This is a genomic window from Roseovarius sp. D22-M7 (assembly GCF_037083785.1).
Lineage (GTDB): Bacteria > Pseudomonadota > Alphaproteobacteria > Rhodobacterales > Rhodobacteraceae > Roseovarius.
Genome location: NZ_JBAPKY010000007.1, coordinates 36977 through 59155 on the forward strand (window position 1 = coordinate 36977; position 22179 = coordinate 59155).

The following is a 22179-nucleotide window of genomic DNA, read 5'->3' on the forward strand; positions in this document are numbered from 1 at the left end:
GAACAGTATTTGATGGTCGTAATATAGAGGACAGGAAATAACGTAATCCGCCGGGAAAGCAATTTTTCGTGACCCCGGACGTGGCATGGCCGGCCCGTTCATGGGGCTTGTCCCCGTGGTCGCCCCGAAAAAGGCGTGATATAGAGAATGACAGAAGCAGCGGCCCCGCGGGGTCGCGTCACAGCCAGAAAGGACACCCCCATGCGATACGAGGCGCCTAGTCGCGAAGACGAGGCCGTGGCCCTGCTGGCCGCCGAGGCCGGGGCAAAGGTGCTTGCCGGCGGGACCGACCTGCTGGTCCGGCTGCGCGGCGAGTTGATCGAGCCCGGGATGATCGTCGACATCAAGCGCATCGCGGGGATGCGCGACATCACGCCCGAGGCCGGCGGCTGGCGCATCGGCGCCGGTGTTTCGGGCGCCGAGATGGGAGAGCACGAAGGCTTGCGCGCCGACTGGCCCGGCGTGGTCGAGGCCGCGGGGCTGATCGGATCGACGCAGATCCAGGGCCGCGCGACGATCGCGGGCAACCTGTGCAACGCCTCGCCGGCGGCCGATTCGGTCCCGGCGATGGTGGCCGCAGGGGCCGTGGTGCGGATCGTCGGGCCGAAAGGCGCGCGCGAGGTGCCGGTGATCGACGTACCACAAGGGCCGGGCAAGACGGCGCTCGAGCCGGGCGAGTTCGTCGCCTCGGTCTTTCTGCCGCCGCGCGCGGCACGCTCTGCCGACTGCTACCTGCGCTTCATCCCGCGCAGCGAGATGGATATCGCGGTGGTAGGCTGCGGGCTGTGGCTGGTGCTGGATGACGCCGACCGGGTGACCGCGGCGCGCGTGGCGCTGGGCGCGGTCGGGCCGAAGGTGATGCTGGTCGAGGAGGCCGCCGAGGCGCTGGTCGGCCGGGTGCTGGACGAGGCGGCGCTGGCCGACCTGGCCGCGGCCTGTTCCCGGGCTGCGACACCGATGGATGACAAGCGCGGGACGGTCGATTTCCGCCGCCACGTGTCGGGCGTTCTGGCCCGGCGCGCGGCAGAGATCGCCGCCAAGCGCGCGAAAGGAGAGATGGCATGAGCCAGATACATGTGACCACGCAGATCAACGGCGACGCGACCGAGTTCCTGTGCGAGCCCGACGAGACGCTCATGGACGTGCTGCGCGACCGGCTGGGCCTGACCGGCACCAAGGAGGGCTGCGGCACCGGCGATTGCGGCGCCTGCACAGTGGCCGTCGATGGCCGTCTGGTCTGTTCGTGCCTGATGCTCGGGGCCGAGGCCGAGGGCCGCGACGTGGCCACCATCGAGGGCATGGCGACCGGCGATCAGCTGCACCCGCTTCAACAGAAATTCATCGAGATGGCCGCATTGCAATGCGGGATCTGCACGCCGGGCATCCTTGTCGCGGCGCAATCGCTGCTGGAGCGCAACCCCGACCCGAGCGAGGAAGAGGTGCGCTACTGGCTGGCCGGGAACCTGTGCCGCTGCACCGGTTATGACAAGATCATCCGCGCCGTCATGGAGACGGCGGCGGACATGCGGAGGGCCTCGTGATGGCACTGGACGACACGAAGAAGACACGGGATTTCAAGGTGATCGGCACGCGGCCGGACCGCCCCGACGGCATCGACAAGGTCACCGGGCGCGCGCGGTTCGGCGCGGACATGGTGCTGCCGGGGATGCTGACGGGGCGCATCCTGCGCTCGCCCCATGCGCATGCGCGGATCCGCTCGATCGACACGTCGAAGGCCGAAGGATTGCCCGGCGTCAAGGCCGTGGTCACCCGCGCCGATTTCGGCGAGGTGCCGGAAGATGTGGCCGACACGCTGGAAAACTGCATGGCCGGCGACACGGCGTTCTATGACGGGCACGCGGTGGCGGCGGTGGCCGCAAATTCCGCGGCGGTGGCGCGCAAGGCGTTGCGGCTCATCGAGGTTGATTACGAGGTGCTGCCGCATGTCACCGATGTCGATGCCGCGATGGCGCCCGACGCGCCCGTGTTGCACGCAGGCCGCCAGCAGGAGACGGTGCCGGCGGGCATGTCCGGAAACGTGATCGCGCGCTCGCAATTCGGGCATGGCGATGTCGAGGCGGGGCTGAAGCAGGCAGACCGTATCGTGGAGCGGACGTTCCGGACGGCCGCAACCCACCAAGGCTATATCGAGCCGCATGCCTGCGTGGCGACCATGAGCACCGACGGGCAGGGCGATCTGTGGGTCTGCACCCAAGGCCATTACATGGCGCGCAACACCTGCGCCGCGATCCTCGGGCTGGAGCAGGGCCAGCTGCGGGTGACCGCCAGCGAAATCGGCGGCGGCTTCGGCGGCAAGACCACCGTGTTTCTCGAGCCGGTCGCGCTGATGCTGGCGCGTAAGTCGGGGCGCCCGGTCAAGATGGTGATGAGCCGGTCGGAAGTGCTGCGTGCCTCCGGTCCCACATCCTCGACATCAATCGACGTGAAGATCGGCATGCGAAAGGATGGCCGGATCACCGCCGGGTTCGCCGAGCTGCGCTACCAGGGCGGGGCGTGGCCCGGATCGCCGGTGGACATGGGCGCGATGTCGGCCTTTGCGCCATATGATCTGGAGAACGTGAAGACCATCGGCTGGGACGTGGTCGCCAATCGCCCCAAGGCCGCGGCCTATCGCGCGCCCGGGGCGCCGATGGCGGCCTTCGCGGTGGAAAGCGCCATCGACGAGCTGGCCAAGGGTTTCGGCCTCGACCCGCTGGAGGTGCGGTTGATGAACGGCGCCGACGAGGGCACGCGGGCGTCCTACGGGCCGACCTACCCGGCCATCGGGTTGAAGGCGACACTGGAGGCCGCAAAGGCGCATCCGCATTGGTCCGCGCCGCTGGCCGAGGGTCAGGGCCGGGGCGTCGCCTGCGGGTTCTGGTTCAACTTCGGCGGCGATACCTGCGTGAGCCTCAACATCACCCCCGATGGCACTGTGACCGTGTCCGAGGGCAATCCCGATATCGGCGGCTCGCGGGCGTCGATGACGATGATGGCCGCCGAGGAGCTGGGCATCCCCTATGACCAGGTGCGGACCATCATCGCCGATACCGGATCATTGGGCCAGAACGAGGTGACCGATGGCAGCCGCGTGACCTTCGCCGTGGGTCTGGCCACCATTGAGGCCGCCCGCGCCGCCAAGCGCGAGATGTGCCGCCGTGCCGCGATGGTCTGGGGCATCGACGAGGACGCCGTCGACTGGGAGGACGGCGCCGCGCGCCCTGCCGGGCCCAATGCGGGCAAGTTCCCGCCCATGACGCTGAAGGAAATCGCGGCGATCGCCAGCAATACAGGCGGGCCGATCGCCGGGCATCACGAGGTCAATGCGGAAGGCGCGGGCGTCAGCTTCGCCACGCATATCGTGGATGTCGATCTGGACCGCGACACCGGATCGGCCAGGATCGCGCGCTACACGGTGCTGCAGGATGCCGGCAAGGCTGTGCATCCCTCCTATGTCGAGGGGCAGTTCCAGGGCGGGGCGGTGCAGGGCATCGGCTGGGCGCTGAACGAGGAATACGTCTATGGCGAGGACGGGATCCTGCAGAATCCCGGCTTCCTCGATTACCGGATTCCCGTGGCCTCGGACCTGCCGATGATCGACACGGTGATCCTCGAGATCCCCAACCCCGGGCATCCCTACGGCGTGCGCGGGGTCGGCGAGACCTCCATCGTGCCGCCCTTGGCTGCCATCGCCAACGCGGTGTCGGCAGCGGCGGGCGTGCGGCTGGTCGACCTGCCGCTGTCGCCGCCGAAGGTGCTGGCGGCGCTTCAGGACAAGACCGGCGCCTGATGGTCAAGGTGCTGCTTTGGGGGTCGCTGGCCGACGCGGCCGAAGAAAGCCGTGAGGTCGAGGTTGAGGCCGGCACGCTGCGCGAGTTGCTGGACGGGCTGGGGGCGCAATTCCCCGGCCTGAAGCCGGAGCTGGAGCGCGGGGTGTCGGTGTCGATCGACGGCAAGATCTACAACGACGCGTGGTTCACGCCGATCCACGAGGACAGCGAGGTGGTGCTGCTGAAGCGGTTGAAGGGGGGGTAGGGGCTGCCGCGCTGTTGGGATTGCGCGGTGTCGAGGCGCCGCTGGCGTATTCCCCTGTCACATGAGAGTTTGCGAAGCAGCGCCGGCGCATGTCCGCGGGCAGGCGACTAGACCGAGATTCAGTGCGTTTTATCCCGGCCACCCCGCAAAAGCCCGACGCGATGCGCCAGCGTCACCAGATCGCCTGTCCGCCACGCCGGAGGCGTGCCCGTGTTATCTGGCGCACCTCTGGTGCGACGGGCGGACATGCGCTGGCGCTGCGGCCTGCGGCCGCGTATCGCGCCGGGGACGTAGCCGTGGCCGCGCCCTGCTGATTGACTGGACCGGCCAGGGTTCAATCTTCGAAAAGCGCGCACTCTCGGGCAGGGCGCAGCTGTCCCGAAAGTCTCTTGAAACCCCTGTGCTACCCGCCCGAGCAGCAGGCCCCGCCCAGCACGCAGAACTTGGCGCAATGGGGGTGGTTGAGGGCGACGTCGCGCTCGGCCTCGGCCAGCGTGGTGCCCATCTCGAATTCCGGGGCGTGGGGCAGCAGGGTGCAGGACAGCACCGCCGGCTGCGCCGCGCCCTTGCGTTTGACGACCATCCGCGAGGACGCGCACATCACGTCGTCGGGGGATTTGCCAAGGATGTCCCAGCAGCCGGTGGTGATCTCGGGCACCTCTTCGGCCTCGTCCATTTCCGGGAAAAGCACTGTCGCGCCCGGGTCCTGCGCGTCGATCTCGAACCCGTGCTCGGCGTAAAGGCGGGCGTAGCCGGCGCGCGCCTCGGCCTCGGTCTCTGCCCAGACGGTGCGCCCCGCAACGGTCATGCGGATCCCTTCGTCGCGCAGCCAGCGCATGCCGTCGATGGTGCGCGCGAAAGACCCCGCGCCGCGTTCGGTGTCGTGGCAGTTCTCCGACCAGTGATCGATGGAGATGCGCAAGGTCAGGCGGTCGCGCCACCGCGCCACCAGGTCCCGCAGCCCGGCCTGCATGGCGGGGCGCATCATCGGGCGCATGGCGTTGGTCAGGATCAGCACCTCGAACCCCGCCTCGAGAGCCGCGCGGGTCATGCCGATGATCTCGGGGTTCATGAACGGCTCGCCCCCGGTGAAGCCGATCTCGGACACCGGCCAGCCGCGCGCCGCGATCTGGTCGAGGTAGTCGCGGACCTCCGATTCGGTGATGTAGACCAGCGCGTCATTGGTGGGCGACGAGAACATGAAGCAGTTCACGCATTCGATGTTGCACTGCGAGCCGGTATTGAACCACAGCGTCTGCGGATGGCTGAGCGCCACGGTCGCGCGCGGCTGGCCGTCGGCGGTGCGCGCGGGGTCCTGGAACTTGCCCTGATTCGCGGGGCTTGCGGCGGCATCTTTCATGCAGCATCCGTTTTCTTGCGGTGTCAGTCACGGCTTATCGGGCGTGTGCGGACATTGGAAGGCTGCTGACGCCATTGTGAAGCCCCCGCGACGTGGTACAGTCTGTCGCAGCCGTCTGGGCCTTTGTCTCCGGGCGTGCGGCAAGCGAGGGGGAGGCATGACATGGCGTCTCGGGTGATCCCGGTCGATCCGTTCGATCTGGTGATATTTGGCGGCACGGGGGATCTCGCGCGGCGCAAGATCCTGCCGGCGCTCTACCGGCGCTTTGTCGCCGGCCAGATCGAGGGCGACGTGCGCGTGATCGGCGCGGCGCGCACCGACATGGACGCGGCCGGCTACCGCGAGATGGTGGGCGCGCTGCTGGCCGAGACCTGCGCCGCCGAGGCGGATGCGGCGACGCTTCAAGCGTTCCTCGCGATGCTGGATTACGTGACCATCGATGCGCGCGGGTCCAAAGGCTGGGACGAACTTGCGGCGAAGCTGCGCGCGGACCGCATCCGCGCCTTCTATTTCTCGGTCGCCCCGGTGCTTTTCGCCGACCTGGCGGAACGTCTGCAGCGCCACGGCCTGTCGGATGGCGATGCGCGGATCGTGGTGGAAAAGCCGTTCGGGCGCGATCTCGCCTCTGCGCGCGATCTCAACCGCGGGCTGGCGGCGCATTTCGACGAGACGCAGATCTACCGGATCGATCATTATCTCGGCAAGGAAACCGTGCAGAACCTGATGGCGATCCGGTTCGGCAATGTCCTGTTCGAGCCGCTCTGGAACAGCCAGTATGTCGATCACATCCAGATCACCGTGGCCGAGGCGGGCGGCGTCGGCGGCCGGGGCGAGTATTACGACCAGACCGGCGCGATGCGCGACATGGTGCAGAACCACCTGATGCAGCTATTGTGCCTGATCGCCATGGAGCCGCCGGCGAAGTTCGGCCCCGACGCGGTGCGCGACGAGAAGCTGAAGGTCATCCGCGCGCTCGATCCCGTCGATGCATCAGAGGTGGTGCGCGGGCAATACGCCGCGTCGGGCGACATCCCGGGATATACGTCCGAGGTCGGACGCCCCGACACCACCACCGAAAGCTTCGTGGCGCTGCGAACGCATGTCAGCAACTGGCGCTGGGCGGGCACGCCCTTCTACCTTCGCACCGGCAAGCGGCTGCGCGAGCGCGCGAGCGAGATCGCGGTGGTCTTCAAGGACGCGCCGCATTCGATCTTCGGCGCCGAGGCCGGGCGCCACCGCAATATCCTGACGATCCGCCTGCAACCCAACGAGGGGATCGAGTTGGGGGTGACGATCAAGGAACCGGGGCCGGGCGGCATGCGGCTGATCGACGTGCCGCTCGACATGACCTTCGCCGAGGCGCTGGGCCCCGAAGAGGCCGATTTCCCCGATGCCTACGAAAGGTTGATCATGGACGTGATCCGGGGCAATCAGACATTGTTCATGCGCGGTGACGAGGTCGAGGCGGCGTGGGGCTGGACCGATCCGGTGATCGCCGGCTGGGACCGGTCCGGAGAGAGGCCGCTGGCCTACGCGCCGGGCACGTCCGGGCCGGACGAGGCGCTGAGGCTGATGACGCGCGACGGGCGCCGCTGGCGGGAGATACGACCATGAAGATCATTGATTACGCCGATGCCGAGATGATGGCGATCAACCTCGCCAACGTGCTGGCCGGAGAATTGCGCAACGCGCTGCGCACCGAGGACCGCGTGCTGTTCGTGGTGCCCGGCGGCACCACGCCGGGCCCGGTCTTCGACGCGCTCTGCGACACGCATCTCGACTGGGACCGGGTGGATGTGCTCTTGTCGGACGAGCGCTGGCGCCCCGAGGTGCATGTCCGGTCCAACACAAGGCTGGTGCGCGAGCGGCTGTTGACGGGGCGCGCGGGGGCGGCGCGTTACCTTCCGCTCTATGCCAAGGCCGAGGCGCCCGAGGCCGTGCTGGCCGAGCTAGAATCGAACATCACCCCGGCGCTGCCGATCGATGTCTGCCTGCTGGGCATGGGAACCGACCTGCACGTGGCCTCGCTGTTCGCCGGCGCCGACCGGCTGGAAGAGGCGCTGGACCGCCACGCGCCGGTGCTGGTGCCGATGCGCGCGCCGGACGCGCAAGAGCCGCGCGTGACGCTGTCGGCCCGGGTGCTCAACGGCGCGATCTGCAAGCACATGGTGATCACCGGACAGGCCAAGCGCGACGCGGTCGAGCGCGCCGCGCACATGCACCCCAGCGAAGCGCCGGTCGCCGCGGTGCTCGACGATCTGACGGTGCATTGGGCGCTCGAGGCCGACGAGGCGGCCGAGGCGGAATGAGCGACCCGTGGGACGCCGTGACGCGCGCGGCCCGCGCCGCCGAGGGGCGCAGCATTTCGGACCTGCTGGAGGATGCGGGCCGGGCCGAGGCGTTCTCGGTGCGCGCCGGCGGCATGCTGCTGGATTATTCCAAGACCGCGCTGGATGGCGATGCGCGCGCGGCGCTTCTGGACCTGGCCGAGGGGGCGGGGCTGGCCGCGCGTCGCGCGGCGATGTTCGAGGGCCAGCCGATCAACGAGACCGAGGGCCGCGCCGTGCTGCATACCGCGCTGCGCAACCTTTCGGGCGGGCCGGTGCTGCAGGACGGCCACGATATCATGCCCGCCATCCACGCCACCCGCGCGCGGATGGCGGAATTCGCCGAACAGGTCCGCGCCGGGCCGGTGACGGATGTGGTCAATATCGGCATCGGCGGCTCGCATCTGGGCCCCGAGATGGCGGTGCGCGCGCTGACGCCTTACCATGACGGACCGCGCTGTCACTTCGTGTCGAATGTGGACGGCGCGGATATCGCCGACACGCTGGCCGGGCTGGATCCGGAGAGGACGCTGGTGATCGTCGCCTCCAAGACCTTCACCACGATCGAGACGATGACCAACGCCGCAACCGCCCGCGACTGGATGCAGCGCGCGGGCGTCGATCCGGGGCCGCAATTCGCTGCCGTGTCCTCGGCCGAGGACAAGACCGCCGCGTGGGGAATCGATGCGTCCCGCGTGTTCGGCTTCGGCGATTACGTCGGCGGGCGCTATTCGATCTGGGGGCCGATCGGCTTGGCCGTGATGATCGCCATCGGGACGCAGAGGTTCGAGGCNTCTGGGGGCCGATCGGCTTGGCCGTGATGATCGCCATCGGGACGCAGAGGTTCGAGGCGTTCCTCGCCGGGGCCGAGACGATGGACCGGCACTTTCAGGACGCGCCGCTGCAGCAGAACATGCCCGTGATGCTGGCGCTCGTGGGGATCTGGCACCACCAGGGCTGCAGTCACGCGACGCGCGCCGTGCTGCCCTACGACCAGCGCCTCTTGCATCTGCCCGCCTATCTGCAACAGCTGGAGATGGAGAGCAACGGCAAGCGCGTGTCGGTGGCGGGCGCGGCGCTGACACGGCCCTCGGGGCCGGTGGTCTGGGGCGCGCCGGGCACCAACGGGCAGCACGCCTTCTACCAGCTTATCCATCAGGGCACCGCGGTGGTGCCGTGCGAATTCATCGTGGCGTGCCAGGGCCACGAGCCCGATCTGGCGCATCATCACCGGCTGCTGGTGGCCAATTGCCTTGCACAATCCGAGGCGCTGATGCGCGGGCGCGGCATGGACGCGGCGCGCGAGCTGATGCGCGCCGAAGGGTATGAGGGGGCCGAGCTGGAGCGGCAGGCGGCGCACCGGGTGTTTCCCGGCAACCGGCCCTCGGTGACGCTGATCCATGAGCGGCTGACGCCCAAAAGGCTGGGCCAGATCGTGGCGCTGTATGAACATCGCGTGTTCGTCGAGGGGGTGATCCTCGGGATCAATTCCTTCGATCAATGGGGGGTGGAACTGGGCAAGGTGCTGGCCCGCGACATGGCCGACTTGCTGGCGGGCGGCGACGCGGCGGGCAAGGACGCCTCGACCCGCGCGCTGCTGCATTTCGCGCGCGGCAACGCGGCATCGGACGGGACGCGGTGATGCCGGCGCGTCCGTCGGCGACGCGGTTTCGCGGGCGCCGGTTCACTCGCCCGCGCGCTGGGCAAGCTTGGCAAGCCGGCCCATTCGCCAAAGCTGAACCTCGCGCGCCAGCCGCAAGCTGGGCTTGAGGCAGAAGAAGAACGACCCGACGATGAAGAACCAGATCGCCGAAGTCTCGTAGACCGGCCACAGGAACAGAACCGATCCGACGAGAAAGCTTATCGCCGCGATGAAATCCGCGACGGTGTGCGCGATCTCGTAGGCCGCGTAGACACGGCGGGTGTCCGCGTTGCGCGTGCGGTTGCGGTGGTCGAACAGGCCCGTCATGCGTCCCTCGTCGTCTTGCCGTGCCGACGCCCTAGCCTGCGTACGGCACGCCCGCAACCCCGACCGGCGCGTCAGACGGCCGGCACGCAGTCCGTCGCGCCGGTATCCATCGTCCTGACCGGATCTTCTGGACCGCATTCCTCGCCCGAGACCGGGTAGCGGTCCGGCGTCGCGCACCCCGCGACCAGAAGGACGGTGCCCAGTACCGAGGCCAGTTTGACAATCGACGCCATCGCGGATCTCCTTTTCGCGCGCGGCTTGGCATGCCGCGTATAACGGCGATAATCGACGTCGCCGCACGACGCCTTGACGCGGATCAAACCGGTGTCGGCATGGCTTCACACCCCGGAGGCCGTGCGTCGTTGAGCCACACAATCGAACGTGCGCCCGTTCAGGCCGTCGCCAAGAGGAGATCGGCAACCATGTCGGGCGGCAGCGGCGCGGTCAGCGAGATTTCGACGATCCTGTCGGGCCGTTTCACGAGCCCGCGTCGCTGCCGGTTGCTGCGAAAATCCGCCAGGCCGTCGGTGACGGGGCGATAGATCCAACTACCGCGCTGCGCCCGTGCGCCGCCCTGCCGGAAATTGCCGGTGTTGAATGGCGCGAGCCAGAGATGATCCGCCATGCGTCCCAAGAGGCGCGCGGTGTCGAACCACAGCGTCACGCTATCTGCATCCTTCGCGATGGAGCGGCCGAAAGCCTCGCCGCGCCTAGCCGGCCACAGGAAGATCCGCTCGTCAAGCTGGCACGCCCAGCCCCGCGCATCGAAACCGTCGACGATGGTGTCGGCGGCGCGGCGACCGTGCAGGATCGGCAATTGGTGATTCAGTCGGGCCGTCGCGCCGCCGGGCAGGGTCAGTACCTTGCGATCCCGTCGCAGCGCCATGTCTTTTGGCGCGCGGCCGCAGCGCCTCGCGAGATCTGCCGCAGAACACAACCCGTGCTCGACGATGCCATCAAGGTTGGAGCGGGCCGTCACATGACACATGTGCGGCCCGATGGCACGCAGGACGTCGTTGCAGGCGCCGCGTCCCGGCGTGCTTCCATTCATGTCAGGTCCGATCGGCCTGGTTGGGATCCTTTGTGGTGCCCGGCACCTCGTCGGGGTCGGGCGGATCGGCCTCAGCCTCGTCCGGGGTTTCGGGCACGTCCGCGTCCGGGTCGGGCCACGGATCGACATCGTTGAGATCGGCTTGGTGGGGATCGGCGGTCGATCCCCGGCCTTTTGACGGGTCGGTCGTCTCGTTCGGCTTGCCGCCAGTCTCGTTGTCGGGTTCGTCGCCGGTCATCGCGCGGCCTCTTCAGTTGGTGGGCATCAGGAAGATTTCCTCGACCGCGGCGCGCGCGGGCGCGTTGAGCGCGTGCATCACCGCCTCGGCCACGTCCTCGGGCTTGAGCTTCTCGGGCTTGGGGCTGTCGAAGAACGGCGTGTCGACCATGCCCGGCGCGATCACCGTGCAGCGCCCGCCCCAGTCGCGCATGTCGTCGGCCATGTTGCCCGCGAGCCCGTGCACGAACCATTTCGAGGCGCTGTAGATCGAGCCCTTGATGTGCTTGCGTCCCGCCGCCGAGCCGGTCAGCACGAGGTGACCCTGCGTGGCCTTCAGCGCCTCGTAGCTGGCCTTGAGCGTCCAGAGCATGCCCATGACGTTGATCTCCATCATCTCGCGCCACTCGTCGGGGTCGCCTTCCGAGATGCCGGCGGTGTCCAGACCGCGCCCGGCATTGGCGAAGACCGCGTCGAGCGACCCGAACCGCTCCTGCGTCTGGCGCACGGCGTCGTCGAGATCGGATTTCTTGGTGACGTCGCCCGGCAGGGCGATGGCCAGTTCGGGTTCAAGCTCGTCGACGAGCGCGGCGAGCTTGTCCTCGCTGCGGGCGAAAAGCGCGACCTGCCAGCCGTCGCGGACCGCCGCGCGGGCGGTTTCGGCGCCGATGCCGGTGGATGCGCCGGTGATGAAGAGCGTCTTGACTGCCATGATATCTCCTTCGGGTTTGCGTTGCCCCGTCACATAGGTGCCCCGCCGCGGGGATGCAAACCGCGTCCGCGCGCCTATCTTGCGGTGCGATTTCCCCCCTACCCAAAACCTTGCGGCTGTCCTATAGTCGTGGCGGGTGAACGGGTGGCAGGCCCATAACGCCTTGACGAGATTGAAATCAGGGGGATGGCCGATGCGCTGCCCGTTTTGCGGAAACATCGACACGCAGGTCAAGGACTCGCGTCCCGCCGAGGATCACGTCTCGATCCGGCGGCGACGCTTCTGCCCGGCCTGTGGCGGGCGCTTCACCACCTATGAACGCGTGCAGCTGCGCGACCTCGTGGTGGTCAAGAGCAACGGGCGCCGCGAGGAGTTCGACCGCGACAAGCTGGAACGCTCGGTGCGGATCGCGCTGCAGAAGCGCCCGATCGAGCCCGAGCGCATCGAGCAGATGATCTCCGGCATCGTGCGGCGGCTGGAAAGCATGGGCGACACCGATATCCCCTCGAAGGTGGTGGGCGAGATCGTCATGGAAAGCCTCGCGCGGATCGACACCGTGGCCTATGTGCGCTTTGCCAGCGTCTACAAGAATTTCCAGGAAGCAGACGATTTCGACCGGTTCGTCAGCGAGTTGCGCCCCGAGGACGCGGTCGTGCCGCCGGGCAGCGAGGACCGGTGAGCGCGGTCGATACCCGCTTCATGGCCATGGCCCTGGCGCTCGGGCGGCGGGGCATGGGGCAATGTGCGCCCAACCCGGCCGTGGGCTGCGTGATCGTGAATTCGGGGCGCATCGTCGGGCGCGGCTGGACCTCGCCGGGCGGCCGCCCGCATGCCGAGCCGCAGGCGCTGGCACGGGCCGGGGAGGCCGCGCGCGGCGCGACCGTCTATGTCACGCTGGAGCCTTGCGCGCATCACGGGCACACGCCGCCCTGCGCCGAGGCGCTGGCAGCCGCCGGCGTGGCGCGGGTGGTGGCGCCGTTCGAGGATACCGATGCGCGGGTGTCGGGGCGCGGCTTTGCGCGGCTGCGCGCGGCGGGAATCGAGGTGACGACCGGCGTGATGGTGGACGAGGCGGCGCGTGACCTGGCGGGATTCCTGATGCGCAACGAGATCGGGCGCCCGTGGGTCACGCTGAAGCTGGCCGCCAGCCTCGACGGCCGGATCGCCACCGCCACCGGCCACAGCCAGTGGATCACCGGACCCGGGGCGCGGCGCATGGTGCACAGCTTGCGCGCGCGCCACGACGCGGTGATGGTGGGGGCGGGCACGGCGCGCGCCGACGATCCGTCGCTGACCGTGCGCGACATGGGCGCCGTGCGCCAGCCGGTGCGGGTGGTGGTGTCGCGCCGCCTCGACGTGCCGCTGATGTCGGCGCTGGCGCGCAGCGCGCGCGAGGTGCCGGTCTGGCTGTGCCACGGGCCGGACGTGGATGACAGCATCGCGGCGGCGTGGCGCGGGGTGGGCGCGCGGCTGATACCCTGCGAGGTGACGGCGGGGCAGGTCGACCCCGGATCGGTCCTGCAGGCGCTGGGCCGCGCGGGCCTCACCCGGGTCTTCTGCGAGGGCGGCGGGTCGCTGGCGGCGTCGCTGCTGGGCGCCGGGCTGGTCGACGAGTTCGTGGGCTTCACCGCGGGGATGGCCATCGGCGCCGAGGGGTTGCCGGGGATCGGCGCGCTTGGTCTTGCGCGGCTCGACGAGGCGGGGCGGTTCACGCTGGCCGAGACACGGGCCGTCGGCGGCGACGTGATGCATCGCTGGCAGCGCAGCGCCGTCTGAGCCGGCGGAGTCTCGAGTATCCCCAGCACAATGAAGCCCCGGTTTCGTCTTTGTCAGACCACTGTCGCCGAGGGCGGTGCTGTCCTTAGCGTCGGGGGCGCGCTTTTCATTTGTCCGGCATGTGATTGTGTGACACCTTGTCGATCACGGGACGCAGGGCCGGAGAGCATGGCGATGATTGCGACGCAGGTCAGGCGCATGGGAGGGGTCCACTGGCTGGCCCTGTTCGGCCTGATCCTCGGGGCGTGGGGCGCGCTGTATGCCATGGCGCTGCCGGCCGAGTTGCGCGAGGGCGCGGCCATCTACGGCGACGGCTTCTTGCAAGGCCTGTGCATCGTGACACCCGACGCCGCCGGGTTCGGGCGCATCACCGTCATGTGGGCGCTGATGTCGGCGGCAATGATGGCGCCCACGGCGCTGCCGGCCTTCGCCACCTACGAGGATCTGGGCCACAGCGCCGAGACGCGCCTTGGCGCGCTGGTCGCGGGCTATCTCGGGGTCTGGATCGGGTTCTCGCTGCTTGCTGCCGCGGCGCAGATGGCGCTCTTCCGGGCCGGGCTGCTGACACCCCTGGGCGACAGCCGGTCGGGACTGTTGTCGGCCGGGCTGCTGGCCGTGGCCGGCGCCTACCAGTTCAGCCCCATGAAAGAGGCGTGCCTGTCGCGATGCCGCCGCCCGCTGGCTTTCTTCATCGCGCATTGGGAGGCGGGGCCGCTGCGCAACGGCGTGCGGCTGGGGCTCGTCTGCCTCGGTTGTTGCTGGGCGCTGATGGCGCTGGCCTTTGTCGGCGGGGTTATGAACCTTGCCTTCATGGGGCTGGCCACGGTGATCATGGTTCTGGAAAAGCTGCCCGATCTGGGCCGGTACCTGACACATCCCCTCGGGGTCGTGCTGCTGGCCGCCTCTGCATGGGTTCTGTTGACGACGATCTGAATGACGCAAGGAGGCCGGGAATGGCATTGGACACGGTGGGCACGGTGCCCTGGACGATCAAGGGGGAGCTGATCCTCAACTGCAACTGCACGGTGTTCTGTCCTTGCGTGATCAGCTTGGGAAAGCATGCGCCGACCGAGGGCTATTGCCAGGCCTGGTCGGGCGTGCGGATCGACGAGGGCCAGTATGGCGACACCGATCTGTCGGGACTGAACGTGGGCCTGATGCTGGAGATCCCCGGCCTGATGGCGCGGGGCAACTGGAAGGCCGCCGCCTATATCGACGAGCGCGCCGACGAGGACGCCTACGAGGCGCTGGTCAACATCTTTTCAGGCAAGGCGCGCGGCACCACGGGCCTGTTCGGCGTGCTGGTCAGCGAGTTCCTGGGCGCCGAGCGCGCGCCGGTGATCTTCGAGACGGAAGGAAAGGCGCGTCGGCTGATGGTCGGCAAGAAGATCCAGGGCGAGGTGGTCCCTGTCGAGGGGCATGGCGGCGAGGATGTCGTCGTCACCAATACCGAGTACTGGATGGGTCCCGACATCACCGTCGCCACCGCCACCAAGGGGCGGGTGCGCGCCTTCGGCCGGGTCTGGGATTTCGACGGGCGCAGCGCCGAGATCTGCCAGATCGACTGGAAAGGCCCGCGCTGATGCTGCTGGCGGCGCCGATAGCGGAGCGGGTCTTGATGCCCGGCCCGGAGGCGGCATGAGCCCCGCGCCGCGCCTGTCGCTGTCGCGCCGGTTGCGCCGCACGCCGTTCTCGGAGGGCGTCGAGGCGGCGGGGGTGCAGGCCTATACCGTCTACAACCACATGCTTCTGCCGACGGTGTTCCGCTCCATCGAGGAGGATTACCGGCATCTGAAGGAGGCGGTGCAGGTCTGGGACGTGGCCTGCGAGCGGCAAGTGGAGCTGCGCGGCCCCGATGCCGGGCGGCTGATGCAGATGCTGACGCCGCGCGACCTGCGCGGGATGATGCCCGGGCAATGCGCCTATGTGCCGATCGTCGACGAGACGGGCGGCATGCTGAACGATCCGGTGGCGGTGAAGCTGGCCGAGGATCGCTGGTGGATCTCGATCGCCGATTCGGATCTTCTCTACTGGGTGCGGGCGACGGCGCATGGCTGGCGTCTGGATGTGCTGGTGGACGAGCCCGATGTCAGCCCGCTGGCCGTGCAGGGCCCGCAGGCCGAGGAGTTGATGGTGGCGGTCTTCGGCGACGCGGTGCGGAACATCCGCTTCTTTCGCTTCGGGCATTTCGATTTCCAGGGCCGCGACATGGTGATCGCGCGCTCGGGCTATTCCAAGCAGGGCGGGTTCGAGATCTACGTCGAGGGCGGCGATATCGGCATGCCTTTGTGGCAGGCGCTGATGGAGGCCGGCACGCCATGGGATGTGCGCGCGGGCTGTCCCAACCTGATAGAGCGGATCGAGGGCGGGTTGCTGAGCTACGGCAACGACATGACCGATGACAACACGCCGCATGAATGCGGGCTGGGCCGGTTCTGCAACACCCATACCGCGATCGGCTGCATCGGGCGCGACGCGCTGCTGCGGGTGGCCAAGGAGGGCCCCGTGCAGCAGGTCTGTGCGATCGCCATCGACGGGGCGGCTGTGCCGCCCTGTGTGGAGTGGTGGCCGGTGCTGTCGGCCAAGGGCCGGCGCGTGGGCCGTGTGAGTTCCGCCGCGTGGTCGCCCGATCATGGCACCAACGTCGCCATCGGCATGGTGCGGATGACCGACTGGGATCCGGGGACGGAGTTGCGGATCGTGGCCCCGGACGGCGAGCGGCGCGGGGTCGTGCAAGAGCGGTTCTGGGCCTGAGCGGCCTTCGAGCGTGGGAGCGAGGGGCCAGCCCCTCGCGCTCCCCGGAGTATTTCCGGCAAGATGAAGCAGGGGGCTGGCCCTGCGATTGCGAAAGGAGAGAGACATGTTCAACGCACTGGTCGTCGAGAAGGACGAGGAAAGCGGCAAGACATCCGCCGCGGTCAAGCAGATCTCGGACGCGGACCTGCCGACGGGCGAGGTTCTGGTCGCGGTCGAGTATTCCACGCTGAACTACAAGGACGGGCTGTGCATCGGCCCGGGCGGGGGCCTTGTGCGCAAGTACCCGCACGTGCCGGGGATCGATTTCGCCGGCACCGTCGAGACCAGCGACGACGACCGCTACAAGCCCGGCGACAAGGTGGTGCTGACCGGCTGGCGCGTCGGCGAGGCGCATTGGGGCGGGTACGCGCAGAAGGCGCGCGTGAAGGCCGACTGGCTGGTGCCGCTGCCCGAGGGTCTCGACACGCGTCAGGCGATGGCGGTGGGGACCGCCGGGTTCACCGCGATGCTGGCGGTGATGGCGCTGGAAGATCACGGGCTGAGCCCTGGCGACGGGCCGGTGCTGGTGACCGGGGCTGCGGGCGGCGTGGGATCGGTGGCGACCGCGATCCTTGCGCATCTGGGGCACGAGGTGGCCGCCGTTACCGGGCGCCCCGAGCAGGAGGCGTATCTGCGCGGTCTCGGCGCCACCCGGATCGTGCCGCGCGAGGAGCTTTCCGAGGTCAGCAAGAAGCCGCTGGAGGCCGAGACCTGGGCGGGCTGCGTCGATGCCGTGGCCGGGGCGATGCTGGGCCGCGTGCTGAAGCAGATGCATATGCGCGCCTCGGTCGCCGCGATCGGGCTGGCCGGCGGGGCCGCCATCGAGGGCGCGCTGATCACGCCGTTCATCCTGCGCGGCGTGAACCTGCTGGGCATCGACAGCGTGCTGCAACCCTACGACAATCGTTTGCGCGCCTGGGAGCGTATCGCGCGCGATCTGCCGATGGAGAAGCTTGAAGAGATGGTGCAGCCCGCGTGCCTGGGCGATCTGCCGGGTCTGGGACGCGACATCCTGAACGGTCAGGTCAAGGGCCGCGTCGTGGTCGATGTCAACGCCTGAGCCGGGCCGTGAGGAGGGCCGTGCCGGGCGGGTCGCGATCCGCGCGGCGGGGGCTGCGGATTTCGCCACGCTCTGGCCGATGCTGCGCTGCGTGATCCGCGCGGGCGAGACTTACGCGATCGATCCGGGGCTGTCGCGCGCGGGCGCGTACGCGCTGTGGATGGAGGCCCCGCGCGCCATCTATGTGGCCGAGGTCGCGGGCGAGATCTGCGGTACCTTCTACATCAAGACCAACCTGCCGGGCGGCGGCGCGCATGTCTGCAATGCGGGCTTCGTCGTGGCCGAGCGGGCCCGCGGGCAGGGTCTCGCGCGGGCGATGTGCCTGCGCGCCGAGGACGAGGCGCGCGCCATGGGATACCTGGCCATGCAGTTCAACTTCGTGGTCGAGACCAATCGCGGCGCGATCGCGCTGTGGCAGGACCTCGGCTTCGAGACCGTGGGCCGGCTGCCGCGCGCCTTTCGGCACCCCGAAGCGGGGCTGGTCGATGCGCGGGTGATGTACAAATGGCTGGACGGCTGAGCCACGCAGTGGCCTGACGCCGGGCCCTTTCCCCTTTTCAACGGATAGGAGCGCCGCGTTCAAGCGTGGTGGCCGGGACCGGGCGGGATTCCGTGGAACGCATGGGAAATCGTGGGCCGTGCCGCAGCAGGGCAGCACCAATTCCCGCGCGGCGAATCAAGTTCCTGTGAATGGCGGGCGATCCGGGGTGAAAACCGTGCAGGATTGCGCCCCGCACCTCGTCGATCCAGGGATTTCCATGGGCTTGATGGAATTTTCTTGGAATTCATGGGAAATCGTAGCACGCCTGAAATAGGTACCTATATTGTGGTGGTGATCGCAATATTACCCATATAAGCCATAAAAAGCTGCAAAAGACGGTCGAATTAATCATTATTAACCGCTTTGAGGGTCATTTCATGCCAAGTCCAGTCAGAAATTCGTTGCCATGGGAGGTATTCCCATAGTATACAGGACATACGATGAGGACGGGATCACACAGGGGCGCCAAGACCCCGAAAACTCCCAAGTCAGGTTTCATACAGGCACCCGGTTTCATCGCACAAAGAGATCCGGCGCGCGGGCGAGCAGACATCCCCCCAGGTGGCGCGCGCAGTCGGACACCCCGCAAGACGGGACGAGGGCGGCGGGTTGATCGGTGGCAGCAGATCAACCCGCTGTTTTCGTATGCGACGAAGAAAGTTTTTCACGGGCCGGGGGTGCAAGAAGGACCAGCGAGGCAGTGGGTCGGGTATTCAGAGGCCAGAGCACGCACAAGGTGGACGGCAAGGGCCGGGTCTCTATCCCGGCTCTGTTTCGCCGCGTCATCGAGGCCTCCGACCCGAACTGGACCGACGGGCTGAACCCCGAACTGGTGATCGTCTACGGCGATCCGCGCCGCAAATGCCTTGAGTGCTACACCATGGATGCGATGCAGGAGGTCGATGCCAAGATCGCCGCGCTGCCGCGCGGCTCGAACGCGCGCAAGATCCTGCAATCCGTGATGCACGGCCACAGCCATCCCACCAGCATCGACGAGACCGGGCGCCTGGTGCTGCCCGCCAAGCTGCGCGAGAAGCTGCAGCTTCGGGGCGAGGCGCTTTTCATCGCCGCCGGCGACACCTTCCAGATCTGGAACCCCGAGACCTACGCCGCCGAGGAGGCCCCGAAGACCGAGGACTGGCTGCAACAGCAGCCCGAGGATTTCGACCCGCTGTCGCTGCTCGACAACCCCGAGGGGGTCTGAGCGATGGCCGCGGCCGCCCGCACGCCCTCGGACGCCCCGCATGTGCCGGTGCTGTTGCGCCCGCTTCTGGCGGCGGTGGCGCCGGTGTCGGGCGTCTGGCTGGACGGCACGCTGGGGGCCGGAGGCTATGCCCGCGGCCTGCTGGAGGCCGGCGCCGACAAGGTGATCGGCGTGGACCGCGACCCCGACGCGCTGGCGATGGCGCGCGGCTGGGGTGCCGAGTTTGGCGACCGGCTGGAGCTGGTCGAGGGCAATTTCGCGCAGATGGACGCGCTTGCCACGGATCTTGACGGTGTGGTGCTGGATCTCGGGGTGTCGTCGATGCAGCTTGACGAGGCGGGGCGAGGGTTTTCCTTCATGAAGGACGGCCCGCTCGACATGCGGATGAGCCAGGCGGGCCCGAGCGCCGCCGATCTGGTCAACGACACGCCCGAGGCCGAGCTGGCCGATATCCTTTATCTTTACGGCGAGGAACGCGCGAGCCGCCGGATCGCGCGCGCCATCGTGCGGGCGCGATCCGAGGCGCGGATCGAGACGACGCTGCATCTGGCGCATATCGTCGAGCGCTGCCTGCCGCGCCCCAAGCCGGGCCAGACCCATCCCGCGACGCGCAGCTTCCAAGCGATCCGCATTGCCGTCAATGACGAGTACGCCGCGCTGATCGACGGGCTGGAGGCCGCCGAGCGCGCGCTGCGCCCCGGCGGGCAACTGGCGGTGGTGACCTTCCATTCCATCGAGGACCGGATGGTCAAGCGCTTCCTGCAGGCGCGCGCCGGGGCGATGGGGGGCGGCAGCCGCCATGCCCCCGCGAGCGCCCGGCCCGATCCGCAATTCACCCTGAAATCGCGCAAGGCCATCGGCCCCGACGCAACCGAGCTGGCCGAGAACCCGCGGGCGCGCAGCGCCAAGCTGCGCGTGGCCACCCGCACCGCCGCGCCGGCGGGGCCCGTGGATCGCGGCGTGCTCGGGATGCCGATGCTGCGGCGGGGGACATGATGCGCAGCCTCGGTTACGTTCTCACATCGCTGGCGGTGATCGGCCTTGCCTTCTGGGCCTACCGCGAGAATTACCGCACGCAAGAGGCGCAGGCCCGCGCGCAGCAGCTGCAGCAATCGATCGCCGAGGCGCGCCAGCGGCTGCGGGTGCTCAACGCCGAATGGGCCTATCTCAACCGGCCCGACCGGCTGATGGACCTGGTCGAGCTGAATTACGACACGCTGGAGCTGATGCCGATGCAGCCCGACCAGTTCGGGCGCATCGACCAGGTGGCCTTCCCCGCGCCGCCACGGCTGCCGATCACCAACCCCGTCGACGTGTCGAACATGGAGCCCGCGCAATGACCCGCATCCCGCTGCGCCCGCTCGCCCGGATCCTCGAGGCCCGCAGCCGGGGCGAGAACCCCGATGCGATCGAGCGCGAGAACATCCGCCTGCGCCATGAGGAGATGCGCGACCGCGCCCGGCGCCGCGCCGAGGGGCGGCTTCTGGTTCTGGCAGGCGCCTTCCTGTGCGCCTTCGTTCTGGTTGGCGGGCGCATGGCGATCCTCGCGCAATCCGAGCCGGGCGAGCCGCGCACCAGCGTCGCGGGCGCCGGCATCCTCGCGCAGCGCGCCGACATCACCGACCGGCAGGGGCGCATCCTTGCCACCAATTTCGACACCTACAGCCTTTACGCCCAGCCCGAGGACCTGATCGACCCCGCCGCCGCCGCCGACAAGCTGGTCGAGATCTTTCCCGATCTCGACCGTGACCGGCTGCTGCGCGATTTTACCGGCGACCGCAAGTTTCTCTGGGTCAAGAAGACGATCAGCCCCGAGCAGCAGCAGGCGGTGCACGATATCGGCGAGCCGGGGCTGCTGTTCGGCCCGCGCGAGATGCGGCTTTACCCCAATGGGCGGCTGGCCGCGCATGTGCTGGGCGGCGCCAGTTTCGGGCGCGAGGGCGTGCATGCCGCCGAGGTGGTGGGCGTCGCGGGCATCGAGAAGCATCTCGACGACCGGCTGCGCGACCCGGCCCGCGCGCATGAGCCCCTGACGCTGTCGCTGGATCTCAGCGTGCAGGCCGCGATGGAGCAGGTGCTGCAAGGCGGCATGAAGATCATGAACGCCAAGGGCGCGTCGGGCATCCTGATGGAGGCCGATACCGGCGAGGTGGTCGCCGTGGCCTCATTGCCAGATTTCGACCCCAACGACCGCCCCGCCGTGCCCACCAGCGGCAACCAGGATGACAGCCCGCTGTTCAATCGTGCGGTGCAGGGCGTGTACGAGTTGGGCTCGGTGTTCAAGGTGTTCACCATCGCGCAGGCGCTGGAGCTGGGCCTCGTGGGCCCCGCCACCATGGTCAACACCGAGACCCCGCTGACGTGGGGCCGGTTCCGGATCCGCGACTTCCGCAATTACGGCCCCGAACTGAGCGTCGAGAAGGTGATCGTGAAATCCTCGAACGTGGGCACCGCCCGGATCGCCATGGATATCGGTGCCGCGCGGCAGCGCGCCTTCCTCGACGATCTGGGCTTCATGGAAGCTTCGCCGCTGGAGATCACCGAGGCGTCGGGCAGCAGCCCGCTGCTGCCGAAGAACTGGTCCGAGATCTCGACGATGACGATCTCCTACGGGCATGGCCTGTCGACCAGCCCGATGCATCTGGCCGCCGGCTATGCCACCATCGCCAATGGCGGGCGGCGGGTGGTGCCGACGCTGCTGCATGGCGAAGCGGCGGCACCGGGCGAGCGGGTGATGTCCGAGGCGACCGCGGGCGCGATGCGCCGGATGATGCGCCGGGTGGTGACCGAGGGCACCGCGAGCCTTGGCGAGGTCACGGGCTATGCCGTGGGCGGCAAGACGGGCACCGCCGACAAGCCGAGGCCCACCGGCGGGTATTACGACGACAAGGTGATCGCCACCTTCGCCAGCGTCTTTCCCGCCCATGACCCGGACTACGTTCTGGTGGTCACCCTCGACGAGCCGGTCGAGACCTCGGGCGAAAAGCCGCGTCGCACGGCCGGCTGGACCGCGGTGCCGGTCGCCGCCGAGGTGATCCGCCGCGTGGCGCCGCTTCTGGGGCTGCGGCCCGCGATTGAACCCGCCGATCTGGCTGCTATAACGCGGGCATCCAACTGAAGCGGAAAAAGCGG

23 protein-coding genes and 1 pseudogene are annotated in these 22179 nt (G+C 68.6%); 18 read left to right on the forward strand and 6 right to left on the reverse strand.

Annotated features, from left to right (window positions below; translation table 11 throughout):
- Positions 1 to 201: 201 nt before the first annotated feature.
- From V8324_RS04910 to V8324_RS04925, 4 genes are read left to right on the forward strand one after another with little or no spacing between them, the layout of a single operon-like run.
- Positions 202 to 1065 (forward strand): FAD binding domain-containing protein, encoded by an 864-nt coding sequence (locus tag V8324_RS04910; RefSeq protein WP_336418807.1) that lies wholly within the window; start codon positions 202 to 204, stop codon positions 1063 to 1065.
- Positions 1062 to 1541: a (2Fe-2S)-binding protein gene (locus V8324_RS04915; protein ID WP_336418808.1), complete on the forward strand. Its 480-nt coding sequence runs from the start codon at positions 1062 to 1064 to the stop codon at positions 1539 to 1541. The genes V8324_RS04910 and V8324_RS04915 overlap by 4 nt, the downstream gene beginning before the upstream one ends.
- The gene (locus V8324_RS04920; RefSeq protein WP_336418809.1) at positions 1541 to 3790 is read left to right on the forward strand and encodes a xanthine dehydrogenase family protein molybdopterin-binding subunit; all 2250 of its coding nucleotides are present in this window, start codon (positions 1541 to 1543) and stop codon (positions 3788 to 3790) included. The genes V8324_RS04915 and V8324_RS04920 overlap by 1 nt, the downstream gene beginning before the upstream one ends.
- Positions 3790 to 4035 carry a MoaD/ThiS family protein gene (locus tag V8324_RS04925; protein ID WP_336418810.1) on the forward strand — a complete coding sequence of 82 codons (246 nt, stop codon included), beginning with the start codon at positions 3790 to 3792 and terminating at the stop codon, positions 4033 to 4035. Before V8324_RS04920 ends, V8324_RS04925 begins: the two co-directional genes overlap by 1 nt.
- 403 nt (positions 4036 to 4438) lie before the next feature.
- Here the strand turns inward: V8324_RS04925 and V8324_RS04930 are convergent, their stop codons facing one another.
- A complete protein-coding gene (locus V8324_RS04930; RefSeq protein WP_336418811.1) occupies positions 4439 to 5395 on the reverse strand; it encodes a radical SAM protein in 957 nt (318 codons plus the stop codon).
- A gap of 162 nt (positions 5396 to 5557) precedes the next feature.
- Between V8324_RS04930 and zwf the strand changes: the two genes are divergently transcribed.
- The 3 genes and pseudogenes from zwf (at position 5558) to V8324_RS04945 (ending at position 9364) form a co-directional block, all read left to right on the forward strand.
- A complete protein-coding gene (zwf, locus tag V8324_RS04935; RefSeq protein ID WP_336418812.1) occupies positions 5558 to 7009 on the forward strand; it encodes a glucose-6-phosphate dehydrogenase in 1452 nt (483 codons plus the stop codon).
- On the forward strand, positions 7006 to 7704 hold the full coding sequence (pgl, locus tag V8324_RS04940; protein WP_336418813.1) for a 6-phosphogluconolactonase: 699 nt from the start codon (positions 7006 to 7008) through the stop codon (positions 7702 to 7704). Before zwf ends, pgl begins: the two co-directional genes overlap by 4 nt.
- Positions 7701 to 9364, forward strand: a pseudogene (locus V8324_RS04945) (glucose-6-phosphate isomerase). Before pgl ends, V8324_RS04945 begins: the two are co-directional and overlap by 4 nt.
- A 42-nt stretch (positions 9365 to 9406) precedes the next feature.
- Here the strand turns inward: V8324_RS04945 and V8324_RS04950 are convergent.
- From V8324_RS04950 to V8324_RS04970, 5 genes are all read right to left on the reverse strand, one after another.
- Positions 9407 to 9691: a YrhK family protein gene (locus tag V8324_RS04950; RefSeq protein ID WP_336418814.1), complete on the reverse strand. Its 285-nt coding sequence runs from the start codon at positions 9689 to 9691 to the stop codon at positions 9407 to 9409.
- 71 nt (positions 9692 to 9762) lie between these two features.
- A complete protein-coding gene (locus V8324_RS04955; RefSeq protein ID WP_336418815.1) occupies positions 9763 to 9924 on the reverse strand; it encodes a hypothetical protein in 162 nt (53 codons plus the stop codon).
- Positions 9925 to 10082: 158 nt separating this feature from the next.
- Positions 10083 to 10742 carry a DUF7002 family protein gene (locus tag V8324_RS04960; protein ID WP_336418816.1) on the reverse strand — a complete coding sequence of 220 codons (660 nt, stop codon included), beginning with the start codon at positions 10740 to 10742 and terminating at the stop codon, positions 10083 to 10085.
- A 1-nt stretch (position 10743) separates the two neighbouring features.
- Positions 10744 to 10980, reverse strand: coding sequence for a hypothetical protein (locus V8324_RS04965; RefSeq protein ID WP_336418817.1), 237 nt, complete (start codon positions 10978 to 10980; stop codon positions 10744 to 10746).
- A gap of 12 nt (positions 10981 to 10992) precedes the next feature.
- Entirely contained in the window at positions 10993 to 11670 is a 678-nt protein-coding gene (locus V8324_RS04970; RefSeq protein ID WP_336418818.1) for an SDR family oxidoreductase, read from the reverse strand.
- A 193-nt stretch (positions 11671 to 11863) separates the two neighbouring features.
- Here V8324_RS04970 and nrdR point away from each other — a divergent pair, with 193 nt between their 5' ends.
- From nrdR to V8324_RS05025, 11 genes are all read left to right on the forward strand, one after another.
- Positions 11864 to 12349, forward strand: coding sequence for a transcriptional regulator NrdR (gene nrdR / locus V8324_RS04975; RefSeq protein WP_336418819.1), 486 nt, complete (start codon positions 11864 to 11866; stop codon positions 12347 to 12349).
- A gap of 20 nt (positions 12350 to 12369) precedes the next feature.
- The gene (ribD, locus tag V8324_RS04980) at positions 12370 to 13446 is read left to right on the forward strand and encodes a bifunctional diaminohydroxyphosphoribosylaminopyrimidine deaminase/5-amino-6-(5-phosphoribosylamino)uracil reductase RibD (RefSeq protein WP_336418880.1); all 1077 of its coding nucleotides are present in this window, start codon (positions 12370 to 12372) and stop codon (positions 13444 to 13446) included.
- A gap of 198 nt (positions 13447 to 13644) precedes the next feature.
- Positions 13645 to 14379 (forward strand): DUF2182 domain-containing protein, encoded by a 735-nt coding sequence (locus tag V8324_RS04985; RefSeq protein ID WP_336418881.1) that lies wholly within the window; start codon positions 13645 to 13647, stop codon positions 14377 to 14379.
- Positions 14380 to 14399: 20 nt separating this feature from the next.
- Complete coding sequence (locus V8324_RS04990; protein ID WP_336418820.1) at positions 14400 to 15029, forward strand: DUF1326 domain-containing protein; 630 nt, start codon at positions 14400 to 14402, stop codon at positions 15027 to 15029.
- Between the two features lie 55 nt (positions 15030 to 15084).
- Positions 15085 to 16200: a dimethylsulfoniopropionate demethylase gene (locus V8324_RS04995; protein WP_336418821.1), complete on the forward strand. Its 1116-nt coding sequence runs from the start codon at positions 15085 to 15087 to the stop codon at positions 16198 to 16200.
- Positions 16201 to 16306: 106 nt separating this feature from the next.
- Positions 16307 to 17302: an acryloyl-CoA reductase gene (acuI, locus tag V8324_RS05000; RefSeq protein WP_336418822.1), complete on the forward strand. Its 996-nt coding sequence runs from the start codon at positions 16307 to 16309 to the stop codon at positions 17300 to 17302.
- Positions 17289 to 17822: a GNAT family N-acetyltransferase gene (locus V8324_RS05005; protein ID WP_336418823.1), complete on the forward strand. Its 534-nt coding sequence runs from the start codon at positions 17289 to 17291 to the stop codon at positions 17820 to 17822. Before acuI ends, V8324_RS05005 begins: the two co-directional genes overlap by 14 nt.
- Positions 17823 to 18543: 721 nt before the next feature.
- A complete protein-coding gene (gene mraZ, locus V8324_RS05010; protein WP_336418824.1) occupies positions 18544 to 19047 on the forward strand; it encodes a division/cell wall cluster transcriptional repressor MraZ in 504 nt (167 codons plus the stop codon).
- A gap of 3 nt (positions 19048 to 19050) precedes the next feature.
- Positions 19051 to 20043, forward strand: a complete 993-nt coding sequence (gene rsmH, locus V8324_RS05015) for a 16S rRNA (cytosine(1402)-N(4))-methyltransferase RsmH (protein ID WP_336418825.1) — start codon at positions 19051 to 19053, stop codon at positions 20041 to 20043.
- The gene (ftsL, locus tag V8324_RS05020; protein WP_336418882.1) at positions 20043 to 20387 is read left to right on the forward strand and encodes a cell division protein FtsL; all 345 of its coding nucleotides are present in this window, start codon (positions 20043 to 20045) and stop codon (positions 20385 to 20387) included. Before rsmH ends, ftsL begins: the two co-directional genes overlap by 1 nt.
- Positions 20384 to 22165 (forward strand): peptidoglycan D,D-transpeptidase FtsI family protein, encoded by a 1782-nt coding sequence (locus tag V8324_RS05025; RefSeq protein ID WP_336418826.1) that lies wholly within the window; start codon positions 20384 to 20386, stop codon positions 22163 to 22165. Before ftsL ends, V8324_RS05025 begins: the two co-directional genes overlap by 4 nt.
- Positions 22166 to 22179: the final 14 nt, after the last annotated feature.

Coding starts and splice junctions, on each gene's coding strand:
- V8324_RS04910 (WP_336418807.1), top strand. CDS start 202: ATGCGATACGAGGCGCCTAGTCGCGAAGACGAGGCCGTGGCCCTGCTG.
- V8324_RS04915 (WP_336418808.1), top strand. CDS start 1,062: ATGAGCCAGATACATGTGACCACGCAGATCAACGGCGACGCGACCGAG.
- V8324_RS04920 (WP_336418809.1), top strand. CDS start 1,541: ATGGCACTGGACGACACGAAGAAGACACGGGATTTCAAGGTGATCGGC.
- V8324_RS04925 (WP_336418810.1), top strand. CDS start 3,790: ATGGTCAAGGTGCTGCTTTGGGGGTCGCTGGCCGACGCGGCCGAAGAA.
- V8324_RS04930 (WP_336418811.1), bottom strand. CDS start 5,395: ATGAAAGATGCCGCCGCAAGCCCCGCGAATCAGGGCAAGTTCCAGGAC.
- zwf (WP_336418812.1), top strand. CDS start 5,558: ATGGCGTCTCGGGTGATCCCGGTCGATCCGTTCGATCTGGTGATATTT.
- pgl (WP_336418813.1), top strand. CDS start 7,006: ATGAAGATCATTGATTACGCCGATGCCGAGATGATGGCGATCAACCTC.
- V8324_RS04950 (WP_336418814.1), bottom strand. CDS start 9,691: ATGACGGGCCTGTTCGACCACCGCAACCGCACGCGCAACGCGGACACC.
- V8324_RS04955 (WP_336418815.1), bottom strand. CDS start 9,924: ATGGCGTCGATTGTCAAACTGGCCTCGGTACTGGGCACCGTCCTTCTG.
- V8324_RS04960 (WP_336418816.1), bottom strand. CDS start 10,742: ATGAATGGAAGCACGCCGGGACGCGGCGCCTGCAACGACGTCCTGCGT.
- V8324_RS04965 (WP_336418817.1), bottom strand. CDS start 10,980: ATGACCGGCGACGAACCCGACAACGAGACTGGCGGCAAGCCGAACGAG.
- V8324_RS04970 (WP_336418818.1), bottom strand. CDS start 11,670: ATGGCAGTCAAGACGCTCTTCATCACCGGCGCATCCACCGGCATCGGC.
- nrdR (WP_336418819.1), top strand. CDS start 11,864: ATGCGCTGCCCGTTTTGCGGAAACATCGACACGCAGGTCAAGGACTCG.
- ribD (WP_336418880.1), top strand. CDS start 12,370: ATGGCCATGGCCCTGGCGCTCGGGCGGCGGGGCATGGGGCAATGTGCG.
- V8324_RS04985 (WP_336418881.1), top strand. CDS start 13,645: ATGGGAGGGGTCCACTGGCTGGCCCTGTTCGGCCTGATCCTCGGGGCG.
- V8324_RS04990 (WP_336418820.1), top strand. CDS start 14,400: ATGGCATTGGACACGGTGGGCACGGTGCCCTGGACGATCAAGGGGGAG.
- V8324_RS04995 (WP_336418821.1), top strand. CDS start 15,085: ATGAGCCCCGCGCCGCGCCTGTCGCTGTCGCGCCGGTTGCGCCGCACG.
- acuI (WP_336418822.1), top strand. CDS start 16,307: ATGTTCAACGCACTGGTCGTCGAGAAGGACGAGGAAAGCGGCAAGACA.
- V8324_RS05005 (WP_336418823.1), top strand. CDS start 17,289: ATGTCAACGCCTGAGCCGGGCCGTGAGGAGGGCCGTGCCGGGCGGGTC.
- rsmH (WP_336418825.1), top strand. CDS start 19,051: ATGGCCGCGGCCGCCCGCACGCCCTCGGACGCCCCGCATGTGCCGGTG.
- ftsL (WP_336418882.1), top strand. CDS start 20,043: ATGCGCAGCCTCGGTTACGTTCTCACATCGCTGGCGGTGATCGGCCTT.
- V8324_RS05025 (WP_336418826.1), top strand. CDS start 20,384: ATGACCCGCATCCCGCTGCGCCCGCTCGCCCGGATCCTCGAGGCCCGC.